The organism is Marinicella litoralis (assembly GCF_002591915.1).
Classification (GTDB): Bacteria; Pseudomonadota; Gammaproteobacteria; order Xanthomonadales; family Marinicellaceae; genus Marinicella; species Marinicella litoralis.
The window spans coordinates 199,093-220,139 of sequence record NZ_NIHB01000004.1 but is presented as its reverse complement, the minus strand read 5'-3'; the positions used below and the strand labels follow the sequence as shown (position 1 = coordinate 220,139).

The following is a 21,047-nucleotide window of genomic DNA, read 5'->3' as shown; positions in this document are numbered from 1 at the left end:
CTTTAAATTCCCCACCCATCTTTTCAGCAGCAACTTTAGTGATCGCTGCAGTCAAGGTTGTTTTACCATGGTCAACGTGACCGATGGTGCCCACATTTACATGCGGCTTATTGCGTTCAAATTTTTCTTTTGACATGTTGTTGCTACTCCATAAAAAAACAAGTAGTTAATAAAATATAGTAGTGGTGCCCATAACTGGAGTCGAACCAGTGACCTCTTCCCTACCAAGAAAGTGCTCTACCGACTGAGCTATATGGGCAAAACCAATGGAGCGGGTGATGGGAATCGAACCCACGTGTTCAGCTTGGAAGGCTGACGTTCTACCATTGAACTACACCCGCTCAACCCAGACCAAAGCATACAGCTTGGGCCTTTATATAGTGGTGGAGGGAAGAGGATTCGAACCTCTGAAGTTAAAAACAGCAGATTTACAGTCTGCCCCCGTTGGCCGCTTGGGTATCCCTCCAACGAGCGAAGCACGGCATTTTCGTAGAATATGAATTGAAAGTCAACATAAATAGCCAGTAATTTCCTAACTTTTATAGTTGTATCTCTCTGCTCCGAGCAGGTTGCGAATTATAGGCATTTTTAGATTAAAGACAATCTATTTTTTTATCAAATTTCTTAAAATACAGCACACTGCGCTTTAACCTAAAAAAGATAATTCTTTGGCTTGATCAATATAACAGTTAAAATCCAGCCTCATCCACTTTTTTGCTCAAACATCAATGATAAAATCAACCACCTTCGCATGCCTTATTTTTATCATCACTTGCGTGGATGCCAACAAACCCAACATCACCAGCATCACCTTGTCACCTCACTTAACTGAATTGGTGTTTTCAGCAGGCGGCAAAGACTCATTAATAGGAATCAGTGCATACAGCAATTATCCTGAAGCCACAAAAAACCTACCAATCATTGGGGATGCCTTCAGACTTGATTTTGAAATGATCAAATCTCTACAACCTGATTTGATTTTTTATTGGAGAAACGGTACGGCCAATCAAGTAATCCAGCAATTGGATGAATTGGGTTTCAAACTACACGAAATCAGTATCAACCAACTTTCAGACATTCCATCAGCCATTGAAAACATTGCCAATGCACTCAAAACCACACCACTGGAAGCTCCTAAACTGTTTACTCAAAGACTGGATCAATTAAAATCACACCGGCTAAAGCAAAAAACGGCTTTGATTCAAATTTCTGACAAACCCATTTATACAGTCAATGGATTACACTGGATGTCTGAAGCCATAGCTGTTTGCGGCTTAAGCAATGTGTATGCTGAATTGTCTGCTTTGTCAGCTGCCGTGACCTTAGAGTCGGTGGTTTTAAATAAACCGGAGGTATTGGTTAGGCTTGAACCATTGGCCAACGAAAATCAATTGGCCTCGTGGAAATCCATCCCGGCTGTCAAGAATCAGCACATTGCCGTGCTAGAAGCTGATCACTTTACCCGCCCGACTCTGCGAACATTGTTGGCGATAGAATCCTTGTGCGAGCAAGTCGAGGCATTCTAATCCAATCTGTTTTCACCCAATAATTTCAGGTCTTTGTCATACATGGCCTTTAATAACAATTCGCCATCATCAGCCACTTTAAATTCACCGTACTTGGCTGCTTGGAATTTTTTTGCATCACCCTCTTGAAAGAAAAATGCATTGGTCGCAAATTGTATGCGGTTATTCCGCATGCGGTATTGCATCATAATCATAGGTGATTCAGCCGTGATATCAGCAGCTTCAAGAGAATGGAATTGAGCCACCCTGTTGTCATCCAAACTGACATAAATAAATCCATCATGGGAGTCCCCTCGATCAGGTAAATCCACAGTCTTTAAATGATTACTGATTTGGTCTGCAATGGCAAACCGCAAGCGCATGTAATCACCCTGCATCAGTGACCGTGGATCAACTGGCGCCAGCTCCAAGAACACTGACTGCCCTTCACCCAATACCCGTTCTTTTTGCCAGATGGCATGGTTAACACCTATTAAACCCACCAACAACGTCACCACAACGGCCCCTTTTTGCCATATTGACAATATCTGTGGTTGATGATTGAGCTGACTGTCATCAACTTTGGCTTTATTGTCTGAAGCAAACATCACTTTCAGTAAAACATGGCCAAGCAACAACACCGTTCCTATCAACATCAAAATCAATGACTTTTGCAACAATGTGATGTTCAATGAATAATAATACCAACTGACAAAGCCGAGTAATGAGATTACTCCCATAACTAGCAACACTTTGTTTTGTCTTGCGAACCCCACCAAGATAACCAAAATTGCACTGCTCAATCCAATCACAGGCAAAGCTGAAAACATCATAACCACTGCTGCCAGAACAATGAACCTGCCAGCTTTACTGGACAGGGCCACCTTGTGTTCTTGTGCCATGCGAAAAATAAAATACAACAACACAGCTGAGTTCAATAATGCCGAAATCCATTCTGCATTTTGCATCAACCAACTGCCTTCATATTGCCGGTATCGAAACATATCAAACAACCAATATTGACTTTGCACATTGAGCTGTAACAGTGACAACCCCAACGCATAACCAATCGGCTCATACAAGTCTTTATCAGCCTGCCATCCAGTTTTATCCAACCACAACCAAACAAACAAAGCAGCCACCAAGGCACTGCCCAGTCCTGAATACACCCATGCTTCAAAACCCCAAAACAATGCAATCACAGCAAACCAAGCACTTAAAAATCTATGCAGGAAGTTTGGCATCACCAACATCAAAACAATTTGATACAGCCCAACCACAGCCAACCATTGCTGACCTTTGAATTCAAACAGTTCAAACAAGCCAAACGCAAATAAAAATTGACCGGTTAAACTGAAAGCCAAAACCATTTGTTCAAAAAAGTCACTGCCAGGTTTTGTTTTAAAAAACACATAGCTTGAGACATTGAGTATCACACCCAAAACCATCATTGCCGCACCATGCTCAAACAGTCCCGCCACTCCAAAACCAAGAAAGCCAATCAAAAATACCGCTGCCAACCAACCAGCAAATCCTTGTAAAACCCGGATGTACCAAAAGGTGGTTTCATGCACCTGCTCGTTAGCTGGCTGCTCCCCTGAAACCAAATCCATGTCTGACAATCTGCGCCATAAATTCAAATTTTTCATGATGATGTCTCCTGCTTGAATGATACATGGGTTTTTTTCAGCCATGAAACTGCGAATGTTGACATGCCTATCAAACACAAAGCCATGAGTAATAAACCACCAGCATCAAAGTTATGAAACACGGTGTTGGCCAATAATGCCAAGACAAACACAATCATCGACAAGGACCAAGCGGTTAATAACAACAAGTCTTTATGTAACCTCCGGTAAAACAAAAAGGCGAGTATCATAAAGACCGAAAACAACAACAAATTGATGTTGCTGGTTTCTGAATTACCCCAGATTGCTGATAAACCTAATAATCCAACAATATAGATAACCACCAAACCCAAAACTTGAGCAGCCCAACGATGTGGCAAGGCCAAAGACTGAGGACGCTGCCCCTTGGGACCCGAAAGCCACTCCAGCACAAGCAACAAACTGGTATTCAACAACAAGTAAATCCAGGGCATGTGACGACCCAAGAAACCAAAACCCAAGAATGACCGATGCACATCAAGGTATAAACTCAAAGCCGTGTTCAACAGCGCTGCCAGTACCACCCACAACACTTCAGATTTACTGAACAGCACCAAGGGAGTTATTAACAACCCCCAAATGGCAAACAATTGCCAAGGATCAGCCCCTGTTTGATAAGTCTGACCAAACAATGCCAACAGGGCGCCCAGCACAATAACCGCCGCCAACAACAAAGCCTGTGATAGCCAAAAGGACTTTGATTTGAAAAAATACCCTACAAACAACCCCACCAACAATGTTTGAATGACCATGAATTTAAACATGCGTCCCAACTCATTCCAGTTGAAGGCGAAAAAGAACACCACGCCAAAGGCCAGTGACAGCAGCCCCAGCATAATCAACATTTTCTTGATGAACAACAACCAAGCATGCGGCGCGGCGCGTTCGCCCGCCAACTGCAATGCTTGTTGATGATGGCCAGGTTCAATTAGACCGGACTTAAGCCAACGATATATAGGTTCACTCATGATACATCCTCTCAATAATGTAACTAACTATCTTATGCGCTTTCGATTGCATTGAAAACCCATTCAACACAAAGCCCATCAGATAAAACCAAAGTACCAAAATACTCTACTTCAATAGGCATTGCATCGATCTAAGGTGTTTCATGAGTTAAGCCCGTCCACAAAAAAGCCCGACTGAATCGGGCTTCTTCTACTTATTTTCTGTGCATCAATCCCTTTCTTCGATTGGACCGACCTTGCGAGTGTCCGGTCCTGTGTAATCGGCATTGGGGCGAATGATCCGGTTGTTTTCACGCTGTTCCATCACATGCGCGGTCCAACCTGTTACCCGTGACATCACGAAAATGGGAGTAAACAACTCTGTTGGTATACCCATAAAGTGATAAGCTGACGCATGGAAAAAATCGGCATTGGGGAATAACTTTTTCTCGTCCCACATTTTCTTTTCAACCGCACAACTGACTGGGTACAATACAGTATCACCCACTTCTTCTGCCAGCTTTTCAGACCAACGCTTGATGATGGCATTGCGCGGGTCACGTTCGGTATAAACGGCATGCCCAAATCCCATGATCAATTGCTTGGTACGAAGCATTTCACCAATCGCCGCTTCGGCTTCTTCAGCAGATGACCATTGTTCAATCAATGCCATGGCCGCTTCATTGGCACCACCATGTAATGGACCACGCAAGGCCCCAATCGAAGCCGTGACACATGAATGGATGTCGGACAATGTCGAAGCCACCACTCGCCCGGTAAATGTCGACGCGTTGAACTCATGCTCAGCATAAAGAATCAATGAAACATCCATAACCCTGGCATGTAATTCACTGGGTGCTTTGCCGTGTAACATTTCCAAGAAATGCGCTCCAACACCATCAATATCAGACGCGGTTTCAATGCGCACACCTTCGGTAACAAATTTATACCAGTAACAAATAATGGATGGAAAAATTGCCACCAAACGATCGGCTTTATCCAATTGTTGTGAAAAATCAGTTTCACCTTCCACATTGCCCAAAATAGAACAACCTGTTCTCATTACATCCATTGGATGCGCAGTTCGTGGAATTAATTCCAAAGTTTTCTTGACCGCTTCAGGCAATCCTCGCAAAGCGTTGATTTTCTTTTTATAAGCGTCCAATTCAGTTTGGTTGGGTAACTTGCCATGTAAAATCAAATAAGCGGTTTCATAAAATGTAGCATGGGTGGCCAAGTCATCAACATCATATCCACGATAGGTTAAACCAGCACCGATTTTCCCTACAGTACATAACTTAGTCTCACCTGCACTTTGCCCGCGAAGGCCAGCGCCACCTGCTTTTTTTGTATTGCCCATATTATTTGTCCTCAGAAAATAGTTGATCTAGTTTTTGTTCATAGCTGTGATAGTCCAAATGTTCATACAGCTCTTCTCTGGTTTGCATGATGTCCAGCACATCCTTTTGATGACCTTGGGCCAAGATTGATTGATACACAAGTTCTGCAGCCCTGTTCATGGCACGGTATGCACTACAGCAATACAATACGATGTCCACGCCGTGATCACCCAGCTCATCACTGGTAAATAATGGGGTGTGACCAAACTCAGTGATGTTAGCCAGCACAGGTACGCCTACCGCATCTCTGAACCTTTGGTATTGATCCAATGTTTTCATGGCTTCTGGAAAGATCATGTCAGCACCGGCCTCCACACAGGCAACGGCCCTTTCAAGGGTGGCCTCCTCACCTTCAATAGCCAGGGCATCGGTTCTGGCCATAATAACGAAGTCTTCATCAGTTCTGGCATCCACAGCCGCCTTGATGCGATCTACCATTTCACCCTGAGTCACCACTTCTTTGTTCGGTCTGTGTCCGCACCTTTTTTGAGCCACTTGGTCTTCGATGTGCATCGCCGCTGCACCAGCCTTGATGACTGATCGGGTGGTTCTGGCAATGTTAAAGGCCCCGCCCCAACCGGTATCCACATCTATTAACAAGGGCAAGTCACAAACATCGGTAATTCTTCTGACATCTGTTAATACGTCCTCCAGTGATGAAATCCCCAAATCAGGCATACCCAGAGAATTGGCAGCTACCCCGCCACCTGATAAATAAATGGCTTGGTGGCCTACGTTTTTGGCCATTCTTGCAGTATAAGCATTGATGGTGCCAACCACTTTGAGGGGCTGATTGCTTTCAACGGCAAGTCTGAATTTTTTACCTGCACTTTGATTTGTATTGGTCATATAAGTGTGAGATTAGTTGAGTCATGAAAAATCCAAAAGGATGGTCACAACTGGTCATAGAACTGGCAGTATGGAATGTATTCATACCCCCCACGTGCAATTTAATATGAGCCTTTTGAAATCAAATAACATCCAAACCACCCATTTTTAAAGCGGCAACAGTATAACAGAATCAGTTAAATTTGGCTATATTAACCCGGCAGGAAAATACCCAACATTTGGCGACAATTGGTTAAGGTCAAAACCCTTTGATTACTATATATCCAAAGACCTGATTAAACCGCTGATTCCACCTTGAAGGGCATAGACATCATAACCCAGGGTTGCTAATGTAAATGCAGCTGATGCACATCGTGACCCCAAATTACTGCAGGTTATGACTTCTTTGGTTAAATCCAAGCGACTGATCTTTTTCCTCAATTGAGTGACTGGAATATTGATCGAACCCTGAAGACCTTGATGAGCAAACTCCTCTTCTTCTCTGACATCAAGCAGAATAGCCCCATTGGCAATTTTTTCAATGGCGGTTTGAGCTGTAATCCATCTGACCACATGGGCCTTTAATAACTTTGAAAATTTTTCGCCAGAAAGTTGCATCAACAAACCATCCGTCTTCATCCGAATCGATGCATTTCTGGGTTCACTGCTGACCAAGGCTGATTCGCCGAACAGCACACCTTTGCCTAAATTAGCAATTTTTTGTTCGCCCTCAGCCACACATTGAAAGACTTCCGCCTCACCATCTGCAATGATGTAACAATAATCACCTGCATCACCCTCTGCGATGATTTCTTCACCAGCAGTCACTGTGCGGGATTCCAACGCTTCAAACAACTCACCCACATTACCTTGGGGCAACATTTGCACTGACTGGCTTTTCAACAAACCAACCACCCATTCGTAGGATTGATGCCCTCTGATGGGACTGTCTTCGGGTGCTTGGTCATAACAACCACTCCAAACCTGAAAGTGGTCAAGCAGCGTAGAACTGATTTGAAAACAAGACGCTTGAGCTGATGCAATGATGGCATCCATGGTATTGGATTTATTGGCGTCGCCAATGGGATATTTAGATTGTAATGAGGTAGATTTAATGACTTTTTCCCGGCCCTTGTCCGTCACCACTTTTACCACCCCTTTGGTCAGGTATTTGGTGTTCTCCGCAGGACGATTGATTGTATAAAGTTGCTCGCCTTTTTGTTTGTCAAAAAACTCCAGTTCCGACAAAAGCAAAGGATAAAATTTAACTTTGATTTTATTGAATGGGTAATATTGTTGTAAGTCTTCGGCTTTGATCATTAACGCTTCCATTAAACCATTTTAAATAAATCATAACCGATTTAAAATAATAACTCAAAATCTAATGACTTGTGACTCTCATTCAATTGACCATATAACTATTATTCGAATTTAAAAGCATTTGAATCATGCTAAACTGACCTGATTTTTACTTCACTGCACATGTCTGAGACCATCAAACATTTATTTAACCCTAAATTCCTGCACATGACCTTGTTTGGATTTTCAGCAGGCATTCCGTATTTTTTGATTTTCTCATCCCTTTCTTTGTGGTTGGATCAAGTGGGCGTAGAAAAATCCGCCATCACCTACTTCAGCTGGGCAGCCCTGGGTTATTCATTTAAATTCCTTTGGTCACCCTTGGTTGATCGACTACCCATACCTGTGCTTACGGCCAAATTAGGTCAACGCCGTTCCTGGTTGATATTGATACAGTTACTGATTGTTTTTGCCATCTGCTGGATGGGCTTTACAGATCCAGCCCAAGGCATTAACGCCTTAACACAGATGGCCTTTGCGGTTACCTTGTTGGGGTTTTCGGCGGCCACGCAAGATATATTGATTGACGCATGGCGAATAGAGGCCTCCAATGAAAAAGACATCACCATGTTGTCTTCAGTTTATATAGTCGGTTATCGACTGGGAATGATCACTTCAGGGGCCGGCGCATTGCTGATTGCTGACCATTTTGGCACCAGCATGGATAATTATAAATACAGCGCGTGGCAATACAGTTACCTTATTATGGCGACATGCATGTTGGTTGGATTGATCACCACAATCAAAATCAAAGAGCCGAAAAAAGCCGATTCATTGGTCTATCAAACCAGAGATTATGCCGCTGTCTTACTTATTTTTATCATGGCCATCATTGCTTTGATATTGTGCTATCAATACACCGATCAATTCTTTTTATCTTTGCAAAAACCACTGATAGCATGGTTCAACAACGAACCATTGGCCGCATTCATGACAACCTCGGGACAATTATTTTTAGCCATTGCCCTGGCGGCTTTTATTGGCACCCTGGTGGCAAAGTCCCCTATAGTGAATCGTGCCATGGTCAAAGAAGTTTATTGGATACCGGTGGCAGATTTATTCAAACGACACAGAAAACATGTGTGGCTGTTGATTGGCATCATTTGCACTTACCGCATTTCAGACATTGTGATGGGCGTCACTGCCAACTTATTCTATCAACACATGGGGTTTGATCTGGATGAAATTGCAGGCATTGTCAAAACCTTTGGTCTCATCATGACCATATCTGGCGGTTTAGTTGGTGGTGTATTGGTGGTGCGTTATGGCATCATAAAAATGATGATTCTGGGTGCCACGCTATCGGCTTTAACCAATCTGTTGTTTATGATCATGGCCAGTACCGGAAAAAGCCTGATTTTCTTAACCTTTATGATTTCTGCAGATAATTTGTCACAAGGTTTGGCATTGGCTGTATTCGTGGGATTTTTATCCATGCTGGTCAACCGTCAATTCACCGCTGTCCAATACGCCATGTTTTCTTCCGTTATGACTTTGTTCCCAAAAATCATGGGTGGCTATTCAGGCACCATGGTCGAACAGATGGGTTTTGCTTCATTTTATCTAATGACTGCCATCATAGGAATTCCAGTGGTTGTGATGTTGATTTATGCCATGAAAAAACAGGCTTTCGAATTCAACCAGTCAAGTTAGATCGCTGGCACGTCAAGCTATATGGCACGCTAATTATTACCTGCCAAGCTTACAAACCCAGTTCACAGACAGAAGTCTTGTCCAAACAGGTAAAGTAAATACTGTCAGTTGCTGCATTGTAAGACATAGGCTCTGATGTGTAGGGATTGAGAAACTCAGAATTCAAGACCACATTTTTGACTGGCTTTTCCTGATTCAGTGCCAGCTCAATTTGTAACTTCAACAACACAATCATACCGCCCAAGTCATGAATACGCGCCAAATAATCAGTATAGGCAGGAACTGTATAGCTCATTAACACTTTACCTGTGGGGTTATACAAAGAAGCTGGAGACCAACTGAATGGATGTTCAAACTCCTGGCCAAACTCATCACTGTTTAAGTATTGATAAAAACCACTTGAATCCAACTTCGATAAATGTTTCATGGGTACAGCCGTCAACTGATAGGCCATGTTATGAGTGGCATTGAGTTGAAAAAAGTCAAAGAGACCAAAGTATTTCATTTCACCACTGCTTTCAGCTGCTTCAAAAACCTTGATGCCATATTTGAACTCAAATTCAAAAACGCGCCCGATAGCCACTTCCTGTAGGTTCAGGCGGTTGATGTTATTTTGCAATTCGATTAATTGCACCGGTGAAAAGTGATGCGCTTTAATCGCTTCAGACAATCCTCTCAAGCCATCAGTTATCGAGGCAACAGCCACCATTTTAGTGATTAACAAATGACCTTTATTCAGCATCATGTGCCAATAATTCATGTCATCAATCACATCACTTAAAAAATCTTGGCTGTTGTCAGAAATGTAGCTATTTGCCAAGAATATACGCTTCAATGCCATCACTGGTCCAAAGGCAATCAAAGGTGCTTGGATGTCCAACTGAGTGGCTTCACTGTACTCATCCAAAGCGATAAGATCATGGTATTTTTGTAACTGCGTCGTCAGTCGCTCATCTACAATAGGTTGTTCTCGAACAGCCGTAAACACCTTACTCATGCATGCTCGTTCTCTTCTGGAATGACAAGACGGGTATTTTTCTTGCCATGTCACATCTAAATCATTGCGTATATGCTGATCGTATTCTTGTTGGTCAAAGTAATCCAATCCCATTTGTGAAATTTTTAAGTTCAACATTGTACGGACTTTATCAGCAGAAATTTTCAGATCAGTGCCTGGCCCATTGATGGCCAACAAAGCGGGGTAAGCATTGTTGGCACCATATGGTGTGGCTTTGATGTTTTTAATCGCCGCCACTTCTGGCATCAAATCTTCATCAAAAGCCGGTAGATTAATCACCAAGGTAAAAACCAACAGCAAAACGGCAAAGCCGATGAGGTACATGAAAGCTCTTTTTGGTTTATGCATAACAACACCCAAAGTTTAAAAATAATACGACATATTATGACGTTGGAATCATTCAAACACCTGAGTAAAACATGAGTATAGCCTGAGTGACAGGTTAATTCTGCTTGGTTGGTGGTAAACTGTGTCACATGAATCAACCGATCAATCCACGCTATTTAACCGCCCAAATTCAGATAGCAGCCAGTACCAGTGAAGTCACCGGCAAAGTATCTGGCAAGCAGGAAGTTGTGCGCTTGAGCCCGGTGAATATGCGGGTGCTCTTGGTGCTATTAAAAAACGCAGAAAACGTCGCCAGTAGACAACAGTTGTTTGACGAAGTGTGGCCCAATCAAGTGGTAAGTGATGATGCTTTGACCCGTTGTATTTCAGACCTCAGATCACAACTCAAACCATTGACTCAAATGAATCAATTGATTGGAACCATCCCCAAAGTGGGTTATCGCTGGCTGCCCCCTGTTAAGTTGATGGACGAAGACCATGCACCTGACATTTTTCCTCAAACCAAAAAACATTGGCAGCAAATAGCGAAAACCGCTGTCTTGGCCTTGTTGGCTTTTATGCTGATGACTTGGGGTATATTGGGCCTCATCAATTGGTTGGAAAAACCAACTACAGTTCCCATGATTATTTTACCGACTGAAGTGATTCAACCATCAATAAAAACACCCCCCTCACAGATAACTGGCCTACAAATTACAAATGCTTTAAAAATCGCAGCTCTGAACCAAAACAAACTGCAATTCCTCACACCCTATGCCGTCAAGTCTCATCAAGGCAACCCATTCCCTTATTTCAATCATGAATTTGGCGTTAAGTGGTTTATCGAAAGTCAAATTTCACATCAACAAGGAAAAAGCCAAGTCACCCTTAACTTGGTGGATGCCAAAACAGCCTTGGTCATTTACAGTGACCAACGTCATATTGAAAACATCGATGACATCAAACGTCAATCAAAAGATTTTATGTCATTTATTGTCGAATTATAAAATGAGCGAATCTTAAAAACCCGATAGAATCCTGGAACGTTCAGTGAAACAATGATCACATGATATAATCCACATTTTTTTTAACACAACCCTATGAGCGATTCATCCATCGAGTTCCCAAAAGAATCCACCGTCTTATTGATTCCTGGCCCTGCGGGACAAATTGAATGCCTAACGGCGCCTCCTGAAGCAGATGCGGTTGATAAAAATCGAGTGGCTTTGATCTGTCACCCTCACCCGCTGTATGGCGGTACCATGCGTAACAAAGTCACACACATGCTAGAAAAAGCATTCAGAGACATGGGGGCACATACGGTGCGGTTTAATTTTCGCGGTGTAGGCGAATCAGACGGCGTTTTTGATGATGGTGTTGGCGAAGCCGATGATTTACTTGCGGTTTATGAATGGGCCAAACAAGCCATGCCTCATTGTAAATTTTGGTTGGCTGGTTTTTCTTTTGGTTCGTATGTCGCATTGCGTGCGGTACATGCAATCAACCCAGAACAGTTTGTCACCGTTGCCCCACCGGTCGAGCGTTATGATTACACAGAACTGTCACCACCTGATTGTCCATGGCTGGTCATTCAAGGTGATGAAGATGATGTGGTCAGCCCTCGAGCTGTTTATGAATATGTTGAACAACAAAATCCCAAGCCTCAATTAGTCACTATGAAAGCAGGACATTTTTTTCACCGCCGTTTACTCGACTTAAAAGGCGCTGTTAAAAATGGCATCTTGCGCCAGGTCAACACCGAATAGAATCATGTCAGGACCAAAATACAATTACCTTTCTGAAATTGAAGCTGGTGTCATTTGGCGCGATGAATTGCAAGCACATGTGGTCGCAGAGTTCGAGCGATTGTACCAAGGTTTAACTGGCCCAAGATCTAATCGCTGGCTGTTTGCCAAAACACCACCCACCCAGCAAGGCATTTATATTTATGGTTCCGTCGGCAGAGGTAAAACCCACTTGATGGATTTGTTTTACGACAGCTTGCCAGACCAAGTAGGCAAACAACGTCAACATTACCATGAGTTTATGCTTTGGTTGCATGAACAACTGCGCAGTCAAACTGACACCAAAGACCCATTGAAACAAATATGTAAAAAACTGGCAAAAGATGTTCAGGTGCTGTGTTTAGACGAGTTTTTGGTCAATGACATCGCCAATGCCATGTTATTGGCGGTCATGTTAGAAGCTTTCAGCCAATATGGCATCGCCTTGGTCACTACCTCCAATGTAAAACCGGACAATTTATACAAGGGTGGCTTACAACGAGCCAAGTTTTTGCCTGCCATAGAATGGATCAAACAAAACATGAAAGTGATGCATTTAGATGGCAGTCACGACTATCGCCAACAAGACAGTGAACTGGCCGATCAACAACATGAAAATTGGTATTACCCCATCAATGAATCTAGCCTGTTTCACATCAACGATTGTTTTAAACTATTGACTAAAGCAGACAATCAATCAACTGCCGATTGGCAAATCAATGATCGATCACTGTCAGTGGTCAAATATTCGCCCAAAACATTGTGGTGCCAATTTGACGCCTTGTGCAAGCAGGCCAGAAACGCCGCAGATTACATTGAAATTGCCAAAAAAATTGATACACTGATCATCAGCGATATTCCACAAATGTCAGCCGATAATGACAATGAGGCCAGGCGTTTTATTACCTTGATCGATGTGATGTACGAAAATGACGTCAAAATCATAGCCCAAGCCGCTTGTCACTATAAAATCATATATCACGGCACAAAAATGGCTTTTGAATTTGAAAGGTCGTCCTCACGACTGGCAGAGCTGTTGTTACAATAAAACCTGATTAATTCCCTCAGCCTTGCCATGTAACAACTTCACTGGTGTTCAACAAAAAAATAAATGGGTTGATTGGGACGAATTTGAGCCAACTTGTGTAATTCATCTTGATTTACCACCAAAATACGTGGGTAACCACCGGTGGTTTGAGCATCCTTCATCGCCAAAATGGTTTGTCCATCAGGTGTTACTTGCAAACTGCCTGGCACCAAGCCTGAACTGATCATCCCATAATTTTCTGGAAAAGATATGGTTTCACCCTGCAACCTGAAGCCTTGGCGGTTACAATCTTGAGTCAAATAATAAGCCTGTCCTAAGGCTTGGCGGCATGTTTCTGTGGAAAATAAATTGAATTCTGGTCCCAAGGTGGCTCTGATAACGTGTAGGCTTGGTGTCTTTAGTTTTTTCCAACCAGGTTTCTTATTATTGGGTAAGGTGGTTGGCTTTTTTAAAAATAAAACATCACCAGATTGTAATTTTCGCCCCTTATAACCACCCAATTGTGCCACCATTAAGGTGCTGACACTGCTGGCCATCGAATCAATGGCTAACCCACCTGCAAAAGCCAAATACGCCCTCACCCCAGTCCTTAATTTTTCCATTTTGAACACATCACCTGCTTGCAAGTGAATCACCGCATCAGTGGAAACCCTTGCTCCATTCACCGACACATCGAATTCTGCACCAGCCAATGCCACGGAACAAGCCGCTTCAGACTTAAACTCAATACCAGTCCAGGTGAGTTCTAACAAGCCTTCATCGGTGGAATTATTGACCATGTGGTTAGCCAGTGCTGCCGATGGCTCATCCATAAACCCAGCACAGGGAACACCCAGATGAGCCAGTCCAAATCGTCCTGAATCTTGCACGGTGGTCAACAAACCAGGTTGAATGATTTTGATTTTCATGCTTGCGACTTCATACTGAGGAATTGATTCAGACTGATGGATTCAAAGACCACTTGATCCAATGGATTGAGTTGCATGGGTTTTTCGGGTTCATGCCAGTTAAACAATTCCAACGGAGTGCGTCCAATGACTTGCCACCCACCGGGGCTGGCCATTGAATATATACCTGTTTGATTGCCCGCAATCGCAACACTACCGGCGTCAACCTGCAAACTTGGTGTGGCTTTGCGCATGACATTAAGCGCTTGGTGGTTGTCATTGAGATAAGCAAAGCCTGGCAAAAAGCCCAGCATAGAGACTTGATAAGTGGTTGCCGTATGCATTTCAATCAATGCTTCGACTTGCATTGATAGGGCAGCCAGGACTGCAGGTAAATCTGGGGCCAAATCCGGATGGTAGCAAACAGGAATGGTATGTAATATAGTCGCTTTTTCATGTATTTTTACTGCATTAACTCGATCCAAAACACCATCGTATATGATGTTGTTATGTTTGATTTGCTTGGCAAAAACCAAAGTTAAACTGGTGGTTGCTGGAATCACATTAATCATTTCAGGCATCGGCTCAGTTAAAAATTCAGCACACAATGCATGAATCAATGCCAAACGAGTTTCAGTCGCAATAAAATTAATGGTCAATGCACAGTCACCATTGTTCATGATGCTTTCTATTTTTAATCCTTGTTGAAGCAAACTCAAAGAATTAACGGCGGTGCTTTAACAGCAATGCCGGCTCTTTTCAGGGCATGGTGTAAGGATTGTGCCGTCTGAATTGAATTCAAATGGTCTCCATGAATACACAAAGTCTCCAGATACAAGGGAACATCTATACCATCAACTGAAGTCACTGTGTGCTGCTTGATCATTGTAATCACTCGCTGTTTCATACATGCCATGTCATTAATGATCGCTCCCTTTTTGTCTCTGGCCAGTAACAAGCCATCGGCAGTATAAGAGCGGTCAGCAAACCCTTCGGGCACAAACCTAACACCATATTGTTGGCAGGCCGCTTGCATCGCTGAATTGGCCAGTCCATAAAAACTTAAAGGTTGATCAAATTCGGCGGTAATTTCAGCCAGTAAACAGGCCAGAGACTGGTCAGTGGCTGCTTGGTTATACAATGCACCGTGTGGTTTGATGTGAGTCAGTTTTGCACCTTGAGCAATGACCAATGATTGTAAACATTGAATTTGTTCAACTACAATCGGTTTGAGTCGACTGATAGAAAAATCCATCTTGCTGCGGCCAAAATTTTCTCGGTCCGGAAAACTTGGGTGGGCGCCTATTTGTACCTTATTGGCTTTCGCCATTTCAATGGTCTTGGCCATCACCGCAGGGTTTCCAGCATGGGCTCCACATGCAATATTGCATGAACTGATGTATGGCATGATGTCTGCATCATGTTGCCACTCCTTGGCATCATCATATTCTCCCAAGTCACAATTCAAGTCTATCTGCAAGCTCATATATCTGACCTTCTATGTAAATGCAAAGTACAATGATTTACCACCAAGGAACAAAGTCACCAAGATAACAAAAGCCCCCAGAAGATTATGAATCCATGTATTTCTGTATTTGCCCAGTAAATTTGATTGGTTCATTACATACAATAAAAACCCTGCCAGTAATGGCAACAAAATGCCGTTGGCGATTTGGGCAAACCAAATGATGGTGATCGGTTTATAGCCAGACAATGACAACAGCAAACCACTGAACAACACCACCGCCCAAACCAATTTAAAGCGCATGTCTTTACCATCACTTGACCACCCCAGCATCCCAGCAATGGCGTAAGCCGCCGCCAATGGCGCAGTGATCGATGATGAGATTCCAGCTGCAAATAAACCAACACCCATAGAAATGGCAGCCCAAGAACCCAACAACGGTTGCAATTGTACCGACATGTCAGCTGCAGAATTGATCGCCACTTGTTGCCCAAAGAATGCAGCGGCGGCGGTTGATATAACCGCCAAGGAAATCAAACCACCGACACCAATAGAGATCATGGTGTCTTTACGCACCTGAGGCAAGTCATCGGCATGCTGCCATTTGTTTTTCACCGCAGATGCGTGCAGAAACAGGTTGTAAGGAACCACTGTGGTGCCGACTAAGGCAATCACAGTCAACCAAGCCCCTTCTGGAACTTGGGGTTTCAGGCCCGAAAACAACGCAGCCAAATCAGGTTTGGTCATAACAAATGTGGTAACAAAAGCCAAGCTCATCAACAACACCAATACGATTAAAGCCTTTTCAAGCACTTGGTAACTCCCTTGGACCAAAATCAAAAATGCCATTGCCACAATCAGCACTGGCCATGGAAAATCAACCGATGGTAATAAGGCATCCAACCCCAAGGCCGCCCCTGCGATGTTCCCACCTTCATAAGCACCGTTGCCAATAAATATGGCCACCGCCACCAATCCAAAAACCACCGCTTTCAACACCGGGTTATTGAACTGTGATTTCAACACCTCACCCAAACCTTGTTGTGTCACCACACCTAAACGCGCTGACATTTCTTGTAACAACATACAAGCAATCACCGAAAATACCAGGGCCCAAATCAAGGCGTAACCAAAATTGGCTCCAGCCAATGTGCAAGTGGTTACCGTTCCCGGTCCGATAAAAGCAGCCGCAACCAAGGCCGCAGGTCCAATCGAAAATCGTTTAGCTGTCATGATTGTCTCAAAATAATATGTGATTATTTTAAAGCATGCATGCCAACTTGTGTGATTCAAATATCCTGTGTAAGAACACATGAGTCTTTCATTTGGAATCGCTGCTTAAAAAGACGTGCTTGTTAATTCACTGAATTCACACTTATAATGATTGATATTTCCCTCTGATACAAAGACCATACATGAAAACCATCACAGGCATCATATTAGCTTTCACCTCATTGAACGTTTATTCAGACGTTTTGTTTTTAGCAGCAAACAAAGACAATACTTTGTACGAAAGCCCAGATCCTGGCTTGAGTAATGGCGCAGGAAATTATTTTTTTGTGGGGCGTACTTTTCAAGGGAGCAATTCACTTCGGCGTGGTTTACTGCAGTTTGATTTATCAGCCATTCCCAATGGATCAACCATTAACTCGGTCACCTTAAAAATAACCGCATCAAGATTCAGGGGTTCTAGCCAAACCATCAACCTACACAAAGTCAGTCAGGACTGGGGTGAAGGCAGCTCTGATGCCAGTGGCAATGAAGGCGGTGGGACTGCTGCCCAACCCGGTGATGCCACTTGGACCAGTGCTTTCAATGGAGGAAATCAATGGATGACACTTGGTGGTGATTTTGCCCCCAATATTTCGGCCTCATTACTGGTCGATGGGCTCCAAACTTATAACTTCGCGTCTGCCAGTTTAACCAGCGATGTACAAAATTGGGTTGATTTCCCCACTGAAAATTTTGGTTGGGTCTTAATTGGCAATGAAAGCACAGCAGGCACAGCATATCGATTTAATGCCAGAGAAAATTCCAGCACAACACCTGAATTGACTGTTGATTTCACCCCACCCACGCTGGTTACCAATCCAAGTAAAGACAACACCTTATTTGAGACTGTTGATGGTTCTGTGAGTAATGGAGCGGGCGACAAAATTTTCATGGGTAAACCCAATAATGGATTGATTCGACGTGGTGTTTTAGAATTTGATGTTTCAAGTATTCCAAACAATGCAACCATTACGTCAGCTTCCTTGAACTTAACCGTGACAGATATCCCGGGGGCAGCACAAAGTGGCGTGGCATCTTTACACTTGGCCTTGTCAGAATGGGGCGAAGCTGGTTCCAGTGGTAACGGTCAAGGCGCCCCATCACAAGCAAATGACGCCACCTGGATTCATCGCTTTTTTGACACCACATTCTGGAATAACCCAGGCGGTGATTTTATGCCTGTTGCATCTGACACGGCTGCCTTTGATGACCAATCCACTTCAATTACCTTTCCTGGCTCTGCTGAACTCATTGCTGATATCACGACTTGGATACAAGACAGCAATGACAACCATGGTTGGGTTTTAATTGGCGATGAAACCAACAATGGTAATGTACGCAGTTTTGCCAGTTTAGAGCATTTAACCGCTGAAAGTCGACCTACCCTCATCATCACATATTCACTGGCTGATGATTTAATTTTTATAAATAGTTTTGAACAACAACCTTAAGTCCAACCCTTCAGGCTCAATACCCAGCTGCATGTAATTGCAGCTGGTTTGTTCCAATCCCATGAAGTTCGTTATGGGTTTCCTTGCCAGACTAACCCACCCACATTTATAATCATCACTCCACACAAGAGAGCTAGCAATGAAAATAACAGCTGTAATCACCTTTGTTTTTTCTACATCCAGTGTTTTCGCTGATACCATCAATATTCCAGCCAGTAAAGACAATACACTGATTGAAACCACTGCCGATGCACTCAGCAATGGTGCGGGGGTCTATTTTTTTGTGGGCAGAACGGCACAACAAGAGAACAGTATCAGACGGGGATTGTTGAAATTTGATTTATCTGCCATTCCCAGCGGATCAACCATTAATGATGCCACCTTAGAAATCACATCCACGATGTCTATCGCAGGTGAGCAAAACCTGACTTTACATTCACTGTCACAAGACTGGGGAGAATCCACCTCCAATTCAAATGCCTCTGGTGGTGGAATAGGTGCCCCTGCCGAGCCAGGTGATGCCACTTGGACAGATGCATACCATGAAAACATTGCATGGCTTTCTTTAGGTGGACATTACAATGCCACCGCTTCTGCAACAACAGCCGCCAATGGTACCGGTTTAGTGACGTTCAATGCGCCAGGGCTTACCAGCGATGTACAAAATTGGTTCAACAACCCTGCAAACAACTTTGGTTGGATTGTGATTGGCAATGAAGCCTCTGGAACCACCGCATTCAGATTCAACTCTCGAGAAAATGCCAGCACCCCACCTAATTTAGTGGTCAACTTTACACCGCCTCCGGTGGTGGTTCAACTCAATTCAGTGAAAGACAATACCCTGTTCGAGAATCCCTTTGGTGATACCAGCAACGGCGCTGGTAGTAAATTATTTATGGGCAAAATTCAAAGCGGGATCAATCGACGTGGTTTGATGGAATTTGATGTTTCATCCATTCCAGCCAATGCCAATATTTCAGCGGTTACAGTCCAACTCAATGTGTTGAATGTGCCGCCAGGCTCTGCTTTGAATGGCACAGCCAACTTACACCTGGCGCTGGCTGAATGGGGTGAAGGCAGTTCTGTGGCAACTGGTGGCGGCGGCGGGCAACCGGCTCCCGCTGAAGTCGATGATGCCACATGGCTATATACTTTTTATGATGACACCAACCCACAACCATGGGTTAATTCTGGTGGGGACTTCGTCATCAAACCCTCAGCAGTCACTAACTTTGGTACCAGCACAGGTATGATCAATTTCAGCAGCACCGCTGAACTCATTGCTGATGTCAGCACTTGGATTCAAAACAGTGCTGACAATCATGGCTGGGTTATCCTGGGTGATGAGACCAACGCCGGTAATGTACGCAGCCTCGGCAGCAAAGAATCTGGTGCAACAGCACCGATATTAACCATAGAATACAATGTATTAGATTTAATTTTTGCCAATGGATTTGAAACCAATGAATAAGCCATTAACACCACTTTACCCTGTCGCATCCGTCAATCAATCAGGCCACATAAAAGCGGGTTCCTTACATCGCGTATACTGGGAAAGTTGTGGAAACCCCAAAGGCAAACCAGTGGTATTTGTTCATGGCGGGCCAGGTGGCGGCACATCGCCAGCAACCCGAAGATTTTTCAATCCAGAAAAGTACCACATCATACAGTTTGATCAAAGAGGGTGTGGCCAAAGTACACCACATGCCTGTTTAGAAGAAAACACCACTTGGGATTTGATCAACGATATGGAAAACATTCGAAACATGCTTGGAATCAAAAAGTGGCAAGTTTTTGGCGGGTCATGGGGCAGTACTTTGGCTTTGGCTTATGCTGAAAAGCATCCGAATCGTGTCACTGAACTGATTCTCAGAGGGATTTTCCTGTTGCGAAAACAAGAATTGCATTGGTTTTATCAAGAAGGCGCCAGTCGAATATTTCCTGACGCCTGGCATCCTTACTTATCGCACATTCCGGAAGATGAACGGCATGACATGATGACCGCTTATCAAAAACGCCTATTATCCGATGATGAATCTGTCCGTTTAGAAGCTGCCAAACGATGGTCGGTATGGGAAGGGTCAACCTGCCACCTTTATCCTGACTTACAACACATCGAAGAAACGGCTGATGCTGAATTTGCCTTGGCTTTTGCTCGGATCGAAAATCATTATTTCATGAACAATGGCTTTTTCACCCATGAAAACCAACTGCTGGATGAAATTGATGCCATCAGACACATTCCCACCATCATCATCCAAGGGCGCTATGATGTGGTGTGCCCCATGCAAACTGCCTATGATTTATATACGGCTTTTCCTGAAGCCGAGTTGATCGTGGTGCCAGATGCAGGACATTCGGCTTTTGAACCTGCCATAGCCAGTGAGCTGGTGTTAGCTACCAATCGCTTTATGGCTTAGCTTAAATTCATTGCCA

General features: G+C 43.7%; 19 protein-coding genes and 3 tRNA genes. 8 read left to right on the top strand and 14 right to left on the bottom strand.

Features of this window, described 5'->3' with window-relative positions; translation table 11 throughout:
- The 4 genes from CCS90_RS12645 to CCS90_RS12630 form a co-directional block, all read right to left on the bottom strand.
- Positions 1-136 (bottom strand): GTP-binding protein (locus CCS90_RS12645; RefSeq protein ID WP_257205622.1); only part of this gene is annotated, 136 nt, incomplete at its 3' end.
- Positions 137-183: 47 nt separating this feature from the next.
- Positions 184-259: transfer RNA gene (locus CCS90_RS12640), tRNA-Thr, on the bottom strand.
- 8 nt (positions 260-267) lie between these two features.
- A tRNA-Gly gene (locus CCS90_RS12635) sits at positions 268-341 on the bottom strand.
- Positions 342-381: 40 nt separating this feature from the next.
- Positions 382-466 (bottom strand) — tRNA-Tyr (locus tag CCS90_RS12630).
- Between the two features lie 262 nt (positions 467-728).
- Between CCS90_RS12630 and CCS90_RS12625 the strand changes: the two genes are divergently transcribed.
- On the top strand, positions 729-1,526 hold the full coding sequence (locus CCS90_RS12625) for an ABC transporter substrate-binding protein (RefSeq protein ID WP_099019931.1): 798 nt from the start codon (positions 729-731) through the stop codon (positions 1,524-1,526).
- On the opposite strand, the gene CCS90_RS12620 is transcribed toward CCS90_RS12625, so the two are convergent.
- From CCS90_RS12620 to CCS90_RS12600, 5 genes are all read right to left on the bottom strand, one after another.
- Positions 1,523-3,154: a GDYXXLXY domain-containing protein gene (locus tag CCS90_RS12620; RefSeq protein WP_162846858.1), complete on the bottom strand. Its 1,632-nt coding sequence runs from the start codon at positions 3,152-3,154 to the stop codon at positions 1,523-1,525. The genes CCS90_RS12625 and CCS90_RS12620 overlap by 4 nt on opposite strands.
- Positions 3,151-4,140, bottom strand: coding sequence for a DUF2157 domain-containing protein (locus CCS90_RS12615; RefSeq protein ID WP_099019929.1), 990 nt, complete (start codon positions 4,138-4,140; stop codon positions 3,151-3,153). The genes CCS90_RS12620 and CCS90_RS12615 overlap by 4 nt, the downstream gene beginning before the upstream one ends.
- A 208-nt stretch (positions 4,141-4,348) precedes the next feature.
- Complete coding sequence (prpC, locus tag CCS90_RS12610; RefSeq protein WP_099019928.1) at positions 4,349-5,479, bottom strand: bifunctional 2-methylcitrate synthase/citrate synthase; 1,131 nt, start codon at positions 5,477-5,479, stop codon at positions 4,349-4,351.
- 1 nt (position 5,480) lies between these two features.
- Positions 5,481-6,368, bottom strand: a complete 888-nt coding sequence (gene prpB, locus CCS90_RS12605; RefSeq protein ID WP_099019927.1) for a methylisocitrate lyase — start codon at positions 6,366-6,368, stop codon at positions 5,481-5,483.
- Between the two features lie 255 nt (positions 6,369-6,623).
- A complete protein-coding gene (locus CCS90_RS12600) occupies positions 6,624-7,679 on the bottom strand; it encodes a cyclic nucleotide-binding domain-containing protein (RefSeq protein WP_099019926.1) in 1,056 nt (351 codons plus the stop codon).
- 150 nt (positions 7,680-7,829) lie between these two features.
- Between CCS90_RS12600 and CCS90_RS12595 the strand changes: the two genes are divergently transcribed.
- Positions 7,830-9,359 carry an AmpG family muropeptide MFS transporter gene (locus CCS90_RS12595; RefSeq protein ID WP_099019925.1) on the top strand — a complete coding sequence of 510 codons (1,530 nt, stop codon included), beginning with the start codon at positions 7,830-7,832 and terminating at the stop codon, positions 9,357-9,359.
- Positions 9,360-9,408: 49 nt separating this feature from the next.
- On the opposite strand, the gene CCS90_RS12590 is transcribed toward CCS90_RS12595, so the two are convergent.
- A complete protein-coding gene (locus tag CCS90_RS12590; protein ID WP_099019924.1) occupies positions 9,409-10,725 on the bottom strand; it encodes a hypothetical protein in 1,317 nt (438 codons plus the stop codon).
- Positions 10,726-10,853: 128 nt separating this feature from the next.
- Between CCS90_RS12590 and CCS90_RS12585 the strand changes: the two genes are divergently transcribed.
- The 3 genes from CCS90_RS12585 (at position 10,854) to zapE (ending at position 13,536) form a co-directional block, all read left to right on the top strand.
- Positions 10,854-11,711 (top strand): winged helix-turn-helix domain-containing protein, encoded by an 858-nt coding sequence (locus tag CCS90_RS12585; RefSeq protein ID WP_099019923.1) that lies wholly within the window; start codon positions 10,854-10,856, stop codon positions 11,709-11,711.
- Positions 11,712-11,804: 93 nt separating this feature from the next.
- Positions 11,805-12,470, top strand: coding sequence for an alpha/beta hydrolase (locus CCS90_RS12580; protein ID WP_099019922.1), 666 nt, complete (start codon positions 11,805-11,807; stop codon positions 12,468-12,470).
- 4 nt (positions 12,471-12,474) lie between these two features.
- A complete protein-coding gene (zapE, locus tag CCS90_RS12575; protein WP_162846860.1) occupies positions 12,475-13,536 on the top strand; it encodes a cell division protein ZapE in 1,062 nt (353 codons plus the stop codon).
- A gap of 38 nt (positions 13,537-13,574) precedes the next feature.
- Here zapE and CCS90_RS12570 read toward each other — a convergent pair whose 3' ends face one another.
- Genes CCS90_RS12570 through CCS90_RS12555 form a run of 4 tightly spaced genes read right to left on the bottom strand, consistent with a single transcriptional unit; the run spans position 13,575 to position 17,121 of the window.
- Positions 13,575-14,444, bottom strand: coding sequence for a 5-oxoprolinase subunit C family protein (locus tag CCS90_RS12570; RefSeq protein ID WP_099019920.1), 870 nt, complete (start codon positions 14,442-14,444; stop codon positions 13,575-13,577).
- Positions 14,441-15,142: a 5-oxoprolinase subunit B family protein gene (locus CCS90_RS12565; RefSeq protein ID WP_099019919.1), complete on the bottom strand. Its 702-nt coding sequence runs from the start codon at positions 15,140-15,142 to the stop codon at positions 14,441-14,443. The genes CCS90_RS12570 and CCS90_RS12565 overlap by 4 nt, the downstream gene beginning before the upstream one ends.
- Positions 15,139-15,909: a LamB/YcsF family protein gene (locus CCS90_RS12560; RefSeq protein WP_099019918.1), complete on the bottom strand. Its 771-nt coding sequence runs from the start codon at positions 15,907-15,909 to the stop codon at positions 15,139-15,141. The genes CCS90_RS12565 and CCS90_RS12560 overlap by 4 nt, the downstream gene beginning before the upstream one ends.
- Before the next feature lie 12 nt (positions 15,910-15,921).
- Positions 15,922-17,121, bottom strand: coding sequence for an Nramp family divalent metal transporter (locus CCS90_RS12555; protein WP_099019917.1), 1,200 nt, complete (start codon positions 17,119-17,121; stop codon positions 15,922-15,924).
- 182 nt (positions 17,122-17,303) lie between these two features.
- Here CCS90_RS12555 and CCS90_RS12550 point away from each other — a divergent pair, with 182 nt between their 5' ends.
- The 3 genes from CCS90_RS12550 (at position 17,304) to pip (ending at position 21,031) form a co-directional block, all read left to right on the top strand.
- The gene (locus CCS90_RS12550) at positions 17,304-18,611 is read left to right on the top strand and encodes a DNRLRE domain-containing protein (RefSeq protein ID WP_099019916.1); all 1,308 of its coding nucleotides are present in this window, start codon (positions 17,304-17,306) and stop codon (positions 18,609-18,611) included.
- A gap of 139 nt (positions 18,612-18,750) precedes the next feature.
- Positions 18,751-20,082, top strand: coding sequence for a DNRLRE domain-containing protein (locus tag CCS90_RS12545; RefSeq protein ID WP_099019915.1), 1,332 nt, complete (start codon positions 18,751-18,753; stop codon positions 20,080-20,082).
- Complete coding sequence (gene pip / locus CCS90_RS12540) at positions 20,075-21,031, top strand: prolyl aminopeptidase (RefSeq protein WP_099019914.1); 957 nt, start codon at positions 20,075-20,077, stop codon at positions 21,029-21,031. The genes CCS90_RS12545 and pip overlap by 8 nt, the downstream gene beginning before the upstream one ends.
- The last annotated feature ends 16 nt before the right edge of the window (positions 21,032-21,047 follow it).